The 12,233-nt window shown below is 41.9% G+C and carries 13 protein-coding genes; 12 read left to right on the top strand and 1 reads right to left on the bottom strand.

What is annotated here, in order from left to right:
- Positions 1-129: 129 nt before the first annotated feature.
- Entirely contained in the window at positions 130-591 is a 462-nt protein-coding gene (locus Q0507_RS06635; protein WP_012863683.1) for a helix-turn-helix transcriptional regulator, read from the bottom strand.
- 393 nt (positions 592-984) lie between these two features.
- Between Q0507_RS06635 and Q0507_RS06630 the strand changes: the two genes are divergently transcribed.
- The 12 genes from Q0507_RS06630 (at position 985) to Q0507_RS06575 (ending at position 12,163) form a co-directional block, all read left to right on the top strand.
- The gene (locus tag Q0507_RS06630) at positions 985-2,292 is read left to right on the top strand and encodes an FAD-dependent oxidoreductase (protein ID WP_298714150.1); all 1,308 of its coding nucleotides are present in this window, start codon (positions 985-987) and stop codon (positions 2,290-2,292) included.
- Entirely contained in the window at positions 2,289-2,567 is a 279-nt protein-coding gene (locus Q0507_RS06625; RefSeq protein WP_105081226.1) for a ferredoxin family protein, read from the top strand. Before Q0507_RS06630 ends, Q0507_RS06625 begins: the two co-directional genes overlap by 4 nt.
- Before the next feature lie 4 nt (positions 2,568-2,571).
- Positions 2,572-3,561: an electron transfer flavoprotein subunit beta/FixA family protein gene (locus Q0507_RS06620; protein ID WP_298714147.1), complete on the top strand. Its 990-nt coding sequence runs from the start codon at positions 2,572-2,574 to the stop codon at positions 3,559-3,561.
- Positions 3,561-4,562, top strand: coding sequence for an electron transfer flavoprotein subunit alpha/FixB family protein (locus Q0507_RS06615; RefSeq protein WP_128114102.1), 1,002 nt, complete (start codon positions 3,561-3,563; stop codon positions 4,560-4,562). Before Q0507_RS06620 ends, Q0507_RS06615 begins: the two co-directional genes overlap by 1 nt.
- 420 nt (positions 4,563-4,982) lie before the next feature.
- Complete coding sequence (locus Q0507_RS06610) at positions 4,983-5,741, top strand: SDR family NAD(P)-dependent oxidoreductase (protein ID WP_298714141.1); 759 nt, start codon at positions 4,983-4,985, stop codon at positions 5,739-5,741.
- 91 nt (positions 5,742-5,832) lie between these two features.
- Positions 5,833-6,432: a hypothetical protein gene (locus tag Q0507_RS06605; RefSeq protein ID WP_298714138.1), complete on the top strand. Its 600-nt coding sequence runs from the start codon at positions 5,833-5,835 to the stop codon at positions 6,430-6,432.
- Positions 6,433-6,478: 46 nt separating this feature from the next.
- The gene (locus Q0507_RS06600) at positions 6,479-7,066 is read left to right on the top strand and encodes a hypothetical protein (RefSeq protein WP_298714135.1); all 588 of its coding nucleotides are present in this window, start codon (positions 6,479-6,481) and stop codon (positions 7,064-7,066) included.
- Positions 7,067-7,318: 252 nt separating this feature from the next.
- Positions 7,319-8,269: an ABC transporter permease gene (locus tag Q0507_RS06595; protein ID WP_367268456.1), complete on the top strand. Its 951-nt coding sequence runs from the start codon at positions 7,319-7,321 to the stop codon at positions 8,267-8,269.
- The gene (locus Q0507_RS06590) at positions 8,262-9,071 is read left to right on the top strand and encodes an ABC transporter permease (RefSeq protein WP_298714131.1); all 810 of its coding nucleotides are present in this window, start codon (positions 8,262-8,264) and stop codon (positions 9,069-9,071) included. Before Q0507_RS06595 ends, Q0507_RS06590 begins: the two co-directional genes overlap by 8 nt.
- 66 nt (positions 9,072-9,137) lie before the next feature.
- Positions 9,138-10,661: an ABC transporter substrate-binding protein gene (locus Q0507_RS06585; RefSeq protein ID WP_298714128.1), complete on the top strand. Its 1,524-nt coding sequence runs from the start codon at positions 9,138-9,140 to the stop codon at positions 10,659-10,661.
- The gene (locus tag Q0507_RS06580; RefSeq protein WP_298714126.1) at positions 10,654-11,421 is read left to right on the top strand and encodes an ABC transporter ATP-binding protein; all 768 of its coding nucleotides are present in this window, start codon (positions 10,654-10,656) and stop codon (positions 11,419-11,421) included. Before Q0507_RS06585 ends, Q0507_RS06580 begins: the two co-directional genes overlap by 8 nt.
- Before the next feature lies 1 nt (position 11,422).
- Complete coding sequence (locus Q0507_RS06575; protein WP_298714123.1) at positions 11,423-12,163, top strand: ABC transporter ATP-binding protein; 741 nt, start codon at positions 11,423-11,425, stop codon at positions 12,161-12,163.
- The last annotated feature ends 70 nt before the right edge of the window (positions 12,164-12,233 follow it).

The following is a 12,233-nucleotide window of genomic DNA, read 5'->3' as shown; positions in this document are numbered from 1 at the left end:
GGCACTCTTTTTAAGTTATGAGTTGTATATATACTATAAGTGGTATAGTATCACATAAAAAAGAGCTATAATTTTGAATATTATAACTCTTTTCGTTTTTCCCTAGATATGGTAAGTAGGGAAAGGCTTTTATTTACTTTCTTCATCATGATGTGGTCCCTTAGTACGTATTTCGACTGCGAGTTGCTCGCTAGGCATTGAGTTCTCCTCAGTTGCCGGGTATGAAGTGTCTCCTAAGATGACCGTTTCTAATAGTTTGTCGATGTGATCAGACTGGATGGATACTTCTTTGTTATACCATTCGCCAAATTCGTGAATAACCTTTTCGTTGCGACGGAAATAGGTATATTGGTCAATTTTGCGCGATTCCACAAGTTCAGCATTCTCTAAGATGCTCATAAATGTAGAAATAGAAGATTGCGATACACCGCAGCGCTTTTGGATACTCTTAACGCTCACACTATGAGGGAAATCGATAAGAGTGTTAGAGTGTACTTGTACACCGAATTCTTTCTCTGGGTGTTTTAGCCACAATATAATATCTAACCGATGCGGATTTGATAATGCTTTCAAGATTTTTAACGGGTCCATAGGGCCTCCTCTTAATTCAAAAAAATTACGAGTTCCTAACCTTGACCGTGGACTTGCATTATGCGGTCGTATTATACGCGTCTTGCTCCGTATAGGGTTTTTGCTACTTTTATCATACGCTACTTTCACTGTGAAAGCTACAAAAAACTTATAAATTTCACGAATTGATGAATTTTATTGCGCTTAATTAAAAATCTAAGTATGCAATAGTATGAGCTTATAATGATTATATATACATCCTATAGAGTGTTAAATAGCATAATTTCGTAAAATATAGAATATATTTATTTTTTTTGTCAATTTATTAAAGGTATTTTGGTTCTTCATAGAGAATATATATATATACTGTATGAACTTATGTAAGTTAAGCTTTCATTTAAAGGAGCTGAGTATATGGCAATTGATCGTAATGAAACATTTGATGTCATCGTCGTTGGTGCAGGTCCAGCGGGCTCTGCGGCGGCATTGCGCCTCGCAGAACAGCGGGCAAAAGTTTTGCTCATCGAACGTGGCACCGCACCAGGCGCTAAAAATATGATGGGTGGACGTATCTACACACATTCTTTAGAACGTCTTGTACCGGACTTTAGAGAACGGGCACCATTGGAACGTAAAGTGACAAAAGAGCGTATTTCTATTGGCACTGGCAATGAAATGACTACTATTGAGTATAGTAATCAAGATGGGAAACCTAATGAGGAATCCTACGTAGTATTGCGCGCTAAATTTGATAAATGGCTCGCAGGTGAGGCTGAGAAAAAAGGTGCGCTTCTCGTATCTAATGTACAAGTAACAGACCTCATTACTGAAGGGGAAGGCAAGAATCGCCGCGTTGTAGGCGTTCGCTGTCACGATGACGAAGTTTACGCTAAACTCGTTATCATCGCAGAAGGTTCTAATACATTACTATTGGAAAAAGCTGGTCTTACAGGCCCTACAGATCCAAAAACAATGGCTGTAGGCGTTAAAGAAGTATATAAGCTTAAAAAAGAGGAGCTCGAAAATCGCCTCATGCTATCCGGTGACGAAGGTATGGCATGGCTTACATTGGGCGATATGACTGACGGCTTATTGGGCGGTGGTTTTATTTATACTAATAAAGAAAGCCTTTCCGTAGGTATGGTTGTAGGTCTTGAAGATATCGGTAAAGCTAATAAGTCTGTAGACGAAATGCTTTCAGCTTTCACAAGTCATCCAAGAATTGCACCATTGTTGAAAAATGGTCAATTGAAAGAACATAGTGCTCATCTCGTACCTGAAGGTGGTTATAAAGCAATGCCACAATTGGGCGGCAATGGTTATCTTATCGTCGGTGATGCAGCGCGTATGTGTATGAACCTTGGTTACACTATTCGTGGGATGGATCTTGCTATCGAATCCGGCATGTGTGCAGCTGATGCAGTTAACGTAGCATTGCGCGACGAAAATATGGAACGCGTTGCTAGTCTATATGAACGTCAAATTAAAAATTCTTGGTTGCATAAAGACTTGAAATTGTATAAAAACATGCCTGAGTTCCTTGCATCCAATCCTCGTATATTCAAGGAATATCCAGCTCTCGTGAATAATGTGATGCACGATGTCTTCACTGTAAACGGTGACGGTGCTGTTCCTATGTTGAAAAAATTAATGGGTCGCGTTGGTGACGTTGGCCTTGTAACCTTGATTCGTGATGCATTGAAAGGGGTGCGTTCCCTATGAAATTAGAAGAGCGCTTGGGCGCCAATAAATATTATGTAGATGAAACGTCTCCTCATATCCTTGTGGATGGCGCTGGCTTCAGCCGCGAAGAGAAAATGAAACTCGTAAACGGTTGTCCTGCTGGTCTATATACATTACAAGAAAATGGCGATTTAGCCTTTGACTTCGCTGGGTGTTTAGAGTGCGGTACTTGCCGTGTTCTCTGTGGCGAAACGATCGTAAAAACTTGGAAATATCCGCGTAACGCTAAGGGCGTAGAATTTAGACAGGGGTGAGTGTATGGAGTTATTAGTATGTGTCAAACAGGTTCCAGATACATCTGAGATTAAACTGGATCCGGAAACGAATAATCTCATCCGCACAGGCTTGCCTAGTATTGTAAACCCTGACGATATGCATGCGTTAGAGGCGGCTCTTGCGGTAAAAGACCAATATGAAGGTAGCCGTGTAACGGTATTGGCGATGGGTCCTCCTCAAGCTGAGGATGCTCTTCGCGAGTGTTTATCTCTCGGCGCTGATGATGCGGTACTTGTTACAGACCGTGCTTTCGGTGGCGCTGATACATTGGCTACAAGCTACACTATTGCATCTGCCATTCGTCATATTCAAAAGACAATGAACCGTCAATTTGAAATCATTTTCTGCGGTAAACAGGCTATCGATGGCGATACTGCACAAGTAGGTCCTCAAATTGCGGAGGAACTAGGCATGGCGCAAGCTACCTATGCTTGTGAGTTAACCGTAGATCAGGCGGCTCAAAAGGCGATTGTAAAACGAGAGCATGAAAATGGTTATGAAGTGATTGAGGCTCCATTACCACTATTGGTAACAGCTACGGCTGAACTCAATGAGCCTCGTCAACCAGGTCTCTGGAGCTCTATTTACGCGAAACGTTATGAAATTTCCCATATTACATTGCGAGATATGCCGTATATTGATGAAAGTCGTATTGGTCTCAATGGCTCTCCTACGCGCGTTCGTAAGGTATATCAACCACCGCTTCGGGGCAAGGTGGAAATGCTTTCATCCGTGGAAGAAGGGGCTAAAAAGGTTCTTGAATTGGCCTATAATATCAAGCCGGAAAAGTTCTCTCATCTGTTGGTGCCGAGCGAAGAACCTGTGGATGAGCCTGTAGATAACAACGATGAGGGCGTGGATGTAAAAGATCCTGTGCAGCGGGCTGCCACTGTTGAAAGTGTATCCTCTAGTGAGTTTAAGGCTTTAGCGGCCGTTAAAGGTGAAGAAGGTTCCAAAGGAGGTGATCGATAATGGGAGTGACAAATTTTGATGAATATAGAGATGTCTTTGTCGTAGCCGATACCATCGATGACGTAGTGCATCCGGTTACGTACGAACTTATCGGTCAAGCTCGTCGAATTGCTAAGGAATTGGGCCAACTCGTTCAAGTTATGCTTCTTGGTGAGAATGTTCAATCCGAGGCGGAGGAACTTGTGGCACATGGTGCCGATATTGTTCACGTTTTTGAAAGCCCTCTTTTGAAATACTATACAACAGACGGCTATACAAAGGTTTTGACAGATTTCTTTGAAGACCATAAGCCTAATATCCTTTTGATTGGCGCTACGAACAATGGTCGAGACCTTGCACCTCGTATGTCTGGTCGCATGCAAAACGGTGTAGTAGCTGACTGTACTATCTTGACTGTAGATACTACAGAAGGCCTTGTAGAATGGACGCGTCCTGCCTTGGGTGGCAATATTTTAGCTGAAATTATTTCTCCAAATCATCGTCCACAAATGGGCTCTGTCCGTCCTAATGTATTTAAAAAGCCAGAACGCATTGCAGACAGCTGGGGTCGCATTCAAATTGAACAATTCGACCTTAAACCTGAAGATATTCGCATGAAACGTCTTGACTTCATTCCGTTCAGCAAAGATGGTTACAACATCCAAGAAGCGGATATCATCGTAGCCGGTGGTCGCGGCATGGGTTCCAAAGAAAACTTCGATAAGCTCTACGAACTTGCCGATGCTATCGGCGGCGTTGTAGGTGCTACACGTCCCCTTGTAGAAAAGGGCTGGATTGAATTGCCATACCAAGTAGGCCAAACAGGTAAAACTGTAAGTCCTAAACTATACTTGGCATTCGGTATCTCCGGTGCTATTCAACACGTGAGCGGTATCTCTGGTGCTGACACAATCGTGGCTATCAATAACGATCCAAATGCAGAAATCTTCCAACACGCTAACTATGGGATAGTGGGGGATTGCATGGAAGTGTTAAATGATATGTTGGCACATTTGAAATAAAAGATGTGCATAAAGTGGCATTAGAATTGTAATACAATAAGGAAAGAGGATACCCTTCCCGAAAGCCTCCAAAGCGAGCTAAGTCGGTTTCAGAAAGGGTATCCTCTTTTTATTATCATATTCCTAAACTCATATGCCACTTTATGTATCCTTTTAAATACCATCTGCGCCAACATATCATTCTAGGAGAACGGGAAAGGACAGTACGCGTAGCGCCCAAGGCGGCTTCGAATAGGTATCCCTATTTATTTTCTTACTGTTGTAGAGCTCAAATATTATCGTATTAAATACTATTGGATTAAATGTCATCTGCGCCAATGTATCATTTTTATTAGTATAGGGGAATGGACTAGAGTCCATTACGTATTAAAGTGGTATAATTAGGCTATACATATAGTTCGGATTGATAAGGAGGTTCTTATGGCTCGTAATGTTTTTGTTACTGGTGCAACGTCTGGTATTGGTCTTTGTATTGCTGAGGCTTATGCTAAGCATGGCGATAATGTGTTGATTTCTGGTCGTCGTGCGGAGTTGCTCGACGAGGTACAGGCTCGTTTGTCTAAAGAATATGGCGTGCGTGTTGAGACGTTAGTTCTTGATGTGCGTAGTCGCGAGGATGTGGAAAGCAAGATTCCTGCTGCTATCGAGGCTTTTGGTGGCGTCGATGTGCTCGTAAATAATGCGGGTCTTGCGCAAGGTTTAGATCCTTTCCAAGATAGTGCCGTTGATGATGCGGTGACTATGATTGATACGAATGTGAAAGGCCTTTTATATGTAACAAAGGCTGTACTACCTTATATGATTGATAAAAACGCAGGCCATATTGTGAATATGGGTTCTACTGCTGGTATATACGCATATCCAGGTGGTGCTGTTTACTGTGCTACAAAGGCGGCCGTTAAGACCTTGAGTGATGGTATTCGCATGGATACGATTGCTACGGATATTAAGGTCACAACCATTCAACCGGGCATCGTAGAGACTCCGTTTAGTGAAGTGCGCTTTCACGGTGATGCGGAAAAAGCTAAAGCCGTCTACGCCGGCATCGATGCCATTCAACCTGAGGATGTGGCGGACGTTGTGCTATACGTAACAAACCAACCTAAACGCTTGCAAATTTCTGATGTCACAATAATGGCTAACCAACAAGCAGCTGGGTTTATGGTGCATAAGAAATAGTTATTTGAAATTTTATATCATTTAGTATATAATTGATAGCAAAGTTTTGATAAATATAATTTTACGAAACTTATTTTCGGAGATTGTTGTTATGACAACAAAGATAAAGATATTACTAGTAGCTTCTTTAGTATGTGCATCTATTGGTTTATATAACATTGTTAGTGCCGAAGCGCCGGCTAATAAAGGCGAGTCTATGCCTGTGATTGGTGGCATATCAGTTGAAGCGGCAGAACCAAATGTTATTATGCCGAGTCCGGTACATGTGTTTACTACAGTTCAACAAGCAGCGGACTATATAAATATAAAACCGCAGATGCCAAAGTTGTTACCTGTAGGTTTCAATATTCAATCTGTAATAACTATAGAGAAAGATATATTACAAGTTGTTTATGTGTATGAACCTAGTGCGAAACCATATTATAACAAAGCTGGAGGCGCACTTATTATATATCGAACATCTAAGTTAACTGGTGATATTAGCGGTGACCACAAGATTCATAAGGTTATAGAAACTGAAAGTGTAGATGGTACAAAGGTTACTTTCAAAGGTGATAAAAACAAGGTCTATCTTGTATCGTGGATGAAAGATGGGCAGAATCACTCTTTAGAGTTTCAGCATCCCGTTACGCGAGATATGGCGACGGCTATAATTCGTAATATTGTTGAGGAAAAATCACATACAAAATAAATGTGTTTTTAATAATTTTCGTGTTGAGCGAAGGGAGATTATACCCATGGTTAAAAAATTGGTCTTGATGGTAGTTGCCTGTGCATGTGTAGGTTCTTATACTGTTGTTGGTGCTCAAGGTACTCTTGATGTAAAATCAGATCAACCTAAATCTGTGGTAGCTCAACAAGAAGCGCCAATGGTTGGTATGCCAAGTCCATTTCATGAGTTTGCTACTGTAGATGAAGCGGCTAAATATATGAACATTACACCTCAAATGCCTAAGGTATTACCTGTGGGTTACAACATTGAGTCTGTAAGTACTATTGATAAGGATGTATTGCAAGTGGTTTATGTTTACCAAGCTGGTGAAGATGCTACTCGTAATCAAGCGGCAGGCAAACGCATCGTCCATCGCATAGCCAATGAAATAAAAGAAGATATCAGCGGCGATTATAACGATTTTCGTGTAACAGCTAATGAAAAAGTAAACGGCACAAAGGTTGTTTTCAAAGGCGGTAATAAAATGGTATATCTCATAGGTTGGACAAAAGACGGACAAACTCATGGGATGTACTTCGAACGCCCTGTAACTCGTGACATGGCTAAAGCAATCGTTGCTAATACGGTAGCCCCAAAACAACATACAAAATAATATAAAAGTCCAGGCCTAATGGGATAGGCATGCGAGCTGTAGTGAAGCACTCGCATGGACACTGTAAGGGTTTTATATAGAACGGCTCCTCGTATGAGGGGCCGTTTTAGTATATATGCTAAAATTTAATAATGAGAATCATTCTAATATATACATAGGGGTATATCTAAAAATGAGAATTATTGTTATAATATAATATAATATAATATAATATAATATGGTTATTATTTGATGAAGAAGGCAGGTGATGTATTGTATCGATTAATACTACAGCGTTTGGCAGGTATTGTAGGTATTTTATTGGTTGTTACCATCGGTACATTTGTATTGATAAAACTATCTCCTATTGATCCCGTGTCAATGAAGTTTAATCTTCTAGGAGCTACACCAGATCCAGTTGTAGTTACACAGATACGAGAGCAGTTGGGGCTCAATGATCCTTGGTGGCAGCAATACTTACGTTGGTTAGGTCAAATTGTACAAGGGGACTTTGGTGAGTCCATTCTGTACGCTTTACCAGTAGCGACCATTCTTGGTGGCGCCTTACCTAATACCTTAGGGCTCGTATCCTTATCTCTTGTTATGGGGATAGTGGTGACCATACCGCTCGGTATGCTATCTGCAAAGTATCAAGACTCATGGATTGATCATGGGGTTCGTCTCGTTACATTCTTAGCGTTAGCAATCCCTGGGTTCTGGGTCGGTTTATTATTACTGTACTTATTCGGTGTTAAATTACAGCTAGTGTCGGTAACGAATACCAATGGCTTTTCTGCCTATGTTCTGCCCGCAGTAACCCTTGCTTTATGGATATGTGGTCTCTACATTCGTCGATTGCGCAATGCTATTTTAGAAGTGTCGCGACAGCCCTTTGTACAGGGGGCGCGAGCATTGGGCTTGCCAGAATGGATGGTCTACACCCGTTATATATTCCCTCATGTAGGTCTTATATTGCTGCCTATGATGGGAGTAACTATGGGTGCTATGCTAGGTGGATCTGCCGTTATTGAAACGGTATTCTCCATAAAAGGTATTGGTTATATGATGGTGCAGGGCATTATGGCTCGCGATTATGTATTGATGCAAGGTTATATCATCTGGATTACCTTGGTGTTCATCGTGATTAATATCATCATTGATGTATTGAGTGTTTGGCTGAATCCGAAGCGAAGAGCCGCCATAAAAGGAGGCTCTTATGAATAGACAAACGCCCTATACTTTATACGCTATGTTGGTATTAGCAGCTCTGTGGATTGTATTTTTCTTATGCGCTCCCTATATAGCACCCTTTGATCCTGAAACGACGAGTATCGCGGACCGCTTACAAGACATTAGTAGTACCCATCTATTAGGTACTGACCAACTCGGTCGTGATGTGTGGTCTCGTATTCTGTACGGTGGTAAAGCCTCTTTAGGGATTGCTTTCACCATCATTGGTATTAGTGGGGCCATTGGCATCGCTATTGGTGGATTAGCAGGGTTCTCTACACCTCGTATTGACCGTTGGTTATCTCGTTTAATCGATTTAGTACTTGGCTTCCCGAATATGGTTATAGCTATTGCTTTCATCGGTATCATGGGTCCTAGCATAACGAATGTAATCATTTCCTTGTGCATTACGAAATGGGCGGAATATGCCCGTATCACGAGGGGCCTCGTACAGATTGAACGCCACGCAGAGTATATTACCTTTGCTCGCATGTCGGGCGCTTCAAATCTACGAATTTTGTGGCGCTATATTCTGCCGAATGTATTGCCACCGTTGGTGATCGTTATTATTCAACATCTAGGGGATGCCATCATTTTGGTAGCCAGTTTTTCGCTCATCGGCATCGGTGTACAACCGCCGGATCCGGAGTGGGGCGCTATCTTATTGAGCTCCCGAGATTTTCTACAAACGGCGCCGTGGCTGCTAATTTACCCGGGGCTCGCTATTTTTATTACTGTTGTTTTATTTAACTATATTGGTGATGCGTTGCGCGATGCCCTCGATGTATCTCGTTAACCGTACTGTGTATAGATTTTTTATGGTGAAAGCCTCAACGAGGCGATATATTCTAAAGGAGATATTATGAAACGTTGGTTGTTAGCATGTTTGTCCATGCTATGCATGGTAGCTCTCTTGGCCGGCTGTGGTAATGATACTGCTAAAGACAGCAAACAAGGGAAGCATATGAATGTTGGTTTGTATTGGTTTGGTGAAACATTAGACCCAACTCACGAATGGGATGCGTGGACATTGACTCGTATCGGTGCAGGTGAAAACTTAGCCGTTGTAACACCGGATATGAAATTTGCCCCACAATTGGCAGATTCTTGGGAAAATGTAGACCCTACAACATGGAAATTCCACATCCGTGAAAACGTTAAATTCCACAATGGTACTCCGATGACGCCTCAAAAGGTAAAAGAGTCCATCGAGTATACGATGAAACAAAGTGCTCGTTCCGCTAAAGCAGTTAAAATCGAGTCCATCACAGTAGATGGTCAAAACTTGATTATTAAGACTACAGAGCCTAATGGTTCCTTGTTATCTAGCTTGACTGAACCTGCTTTTGTTATCATGGATACTGCAGATCTTAAAGATGTAGCATCTAAACCAGTTCTTACAGGTCCTTATAAAATCACTGCTTTCACAAAAGGTGAAACAATCGAACTCGCTGCCTTCGCAGATTACTGGGGCGGCAAACCAGGTCTTGATTCCGTAACTGTAAAAGACATCGAAGACAACAATAAACGCGCTATGGCGTTACAATCTAAAGACGTAGACGTGATTCAAAAAGTGGACTCTGCTAACCGCAGCTTGTTCAAAGACGGTTTCAATATTCAAGATATCGCAGGCGTTCGTGTATTGATGCTGAAAGTAAACCACACAGAAGTATCTCCATTGCATGATAAAGCGGTGCGTTCTGCTATTGCTCATATCATTAACTATGACTCCATGGCAAAAATTATTGGTAACGGTTCCACACCAGGTGCGGCACCATTCCCGCCATCTGCCAACTTAGGCTATGATGCGATTGCTAATAAACCGATGACAGATGTGGCGAAAGCTGACCAAATCTTGACTCAAGCTGGCTATGCTAAGAATGCAAACGGCATGTACGCAAAAGACGGTAAGGAATTAGCTGTTACTATTGCTATTTGGGGGAAAGATACAAGCTTATACGAAGAAATTCAACAAGAATTGAAAAAAGCAGGTATTGCTGTAACTCTTAAAAAACTACAAAGCCCTGATGAAGTAGATACACTTGGTACAGATGGTTTTGATTTAGTAGAACGCAATGTAGTGACTATGTCTACAAATGATCCTTATTGGTTCCTCAGCTTGTTCTACAAAACTGGTGCGAAAGCAAATGTTGGTGGCTACTCTAACCCTCAAGTAGATGCGTTAATCGACCAATTGTCTGTAACATTTGATCAAAACGAACGCTCTAATATTGCTAAACAAGCACAACAAATCTTAGTTGATGACGTAGCAGATATTTATTTGTTGTATCCAAGTGCAACGGTTGTATCTACTACAAAAGTTAAAAATGTACCAGTACATCCAATCGACTACTATTTATTAACAAAGGATTCTACTATTGAATAAATCTGATTGTATCGTATTTGATAAGGTTACAATTTCATACGGTGCGGAGCAAGCGGTGCGCGATGTATCCTTCTCCGTGCCCAATGGTGAGGTCTTTGCCATCGTTGGTGAAAGTGGCTCTGGTAAATCTACGTTAGTTCGTGCCGCCTTTGGCATGTTGAAACAAGCTAACATTAGCGGCCAAATTTTGCTAAACGGCACCGATGTTTCTACATTGAGTGATGGTGATTGGCGACAATTGCGGGGTACGAAGATTTCCATGATCTTTCAAAATCCCAGCGCCTATCTAAACCCAAATCGAACCGTAGAAAATCACTTCAAAGATTTATTCCGTGCCCATGGTGAAAGCTATGATGTAAGCCGTGTTATAGATATGCTTAATCTTGTTCACTTAACCGACGGAGCGCGTATCTTGCAGTCCTATCCGTTTCAGTTGAGCGGTGGTATGCAACAACGGTTAGCAATAGCCTTAAGCCTCATCTTGAAGCCGAGTATCGTATTTGCCGACGAACCGACTAGTGCCTTAGATATGCTTGTGCAAGCTTCTGTATTGGACCTTATGAAAGAGGTAACACAGGCTCTTGGGGCAACGGTGATTATCGTAACCCATAATATCAAGGCGGCTGCTCGCATTGCCAATAGCATTGGGGTTATGAATAAGGGGCAACTCGTTGAAGTGGGCTCCACCGAAGATGTCATGTCGCATCCAAAGGATGAGTATACTCGCATCTTGTTAGATTCCGTAATGAAAGTGGTGTAGTATGATTCAACTCGAGAAAATCTGTAAACAATATACGAACCACAATCATACGGTCCGCGCCGTTGATAACGTATCCTTTTCCGTGGCTTCCAATGAACGAGTAGGCATTGCAGGTGGTAGTGGTTCTGGTAAAAGTACGCTGCTTAGGCTGATTGCATTATTAGAAAAGCCTACCTCTGGGAGTCTGTGGCTCTTTGGTGAAGACGTAACATCCATTCAAAACCATACAGAAATATATCGTTCCATGCAGATGATGTTTCAAAATCCCTTGGCGGTGATTCCTCCAAGGATGAACTTAGAAGCATTTCTCTTAGAGCCGTATATTAACTATGGTCTTATGGATGTGGAGGCAGCAAAGGACGATATCCGTAAATGGATGCAACGGGTAGACTTACCGGAAAATACAGTTCATAAATACCTTCACGAAGTCAGCGGTGGTCAACTGCAACGTGTCGTATTGGCACGGATTATGCTGATGAATCCAAAACTAGTACTCTTTGACGAACCTACATCAGCCCTTGATGCGGTAAACCAAAAGCTAGTGCTAGACCTATTACAAAAACTACATACGGAACAACCCTTTGGATATGTGTTCGTCAGTCATGACATCGGCCTATTACAAGCCGTAACAGATCGAATCATCGTCATGAAAGACGGACAAATCGTAGAAACCATCGAATCAAAACGACTCAAAGAAGCGGTACATCCATATACACAAGCACTAGTTAGTGCTGGTGAATAAGGAAAGGCCCCTGTTTGATATGTACCCCCTTTACTGGACAACCAGTAAAGGGGGTATTTTCGTGAGATAT

The organism is uncultured Veillonella sp. (genome assembly GCF_938010505.1).
Classification (GTDB): Bacteria; Bacillota; Negativicutes; order Veillonellales; family Veillonellaceae; genus Veillonella.
The sequence above is the reverse complement of the archived record's forward strand: the minus strand, read 5'-3'. Positions and strand labels throughout refer to the sequence as shown.

What these genes read in the sequence shown, in the direction of transcription:
- Q0507_RS06605 (WP_298714138.1), top strand. Translation starts at nt 5,833, where the DNA reads ATGACAACAAAGATAAAGATATTACTAGTAGCTTCTTTAGTATGTGCA.
- Q0507_RS06575 (WP_298714123.1), top strand. Translation starts at nt 11,423, where the DNA reads ATGATTCAACTCGAGAAAATCTGTAAACAATATACGAACCACAATCAT.
- Q0507_RS06590 (WP_298714131.1), top strand. Translation starts at nt 8,262, where the DNA reads ATGAATAGACAAACGCCCTATACTTTATACGCTATGTTGGTATTAGCA.
- Q0507_RS06600 (WP_298714135.1), top strand. Translation starts at nt 6,479, where the DNA reads ATGGTTAAAAAATTGGTCTTGATGGTAGTTGCCTGTGCATGTGTAGGT.
- Q0507_RS06625 (WP_105081226.1), top strand. Translation starts at nt 2,289, where the DNA reads ATGAAATTAGAAGAGCGCTTGGGCGCCAATAAATATTATGTAGATGAA.
- Q0507_RS06615 (WP_128114102.1), top strand. Translation starts at nt 3,561, where the DNA reads ATGGGAGTGACAAATTTTGATGAATATAGAGATGTCTTTGTCGTAGCC.
- Q0507_RS06630 (WP_298714150.1), top strand. Translation starts at nt 985, where the DNA reads ATGGCAATTGATCGTAATGAAACATTTGATGTCATCGTCGTTGGTGCA.
- Q0507_RS06620 (WP_298714147.1), top strand. Translation starts at nt 2,572, where the DNA reads ATGGAGTTATTAGTATGTGTCAAACAGGTTCCAGATACATCTGAGATT.
- Q0507_RS06585 (WP_298714128.1), top strand. Translation starts at nt 9,138, where the DNA reads ATGAAACGTTGGTTGTTAGCATGTTTGTCCATGCTATGCATGGTAGCT.
- Q0507_RS06610 (WP_298714141.1), top strand. Translation starts at nt 4,983, where the DNA reads ATGGCTCGTAATGTTTTTGTTACTGGTGCAACGTCTGGTATTGGTCTT.
- Q0507_RS06635 (WP_012863683.1), bottom strand. Translation starts at nt 591, where the DNA reads ATGGACCCGTTAAAAATCTTGAAAGCATTATCAAATCCGCATCGGTTA.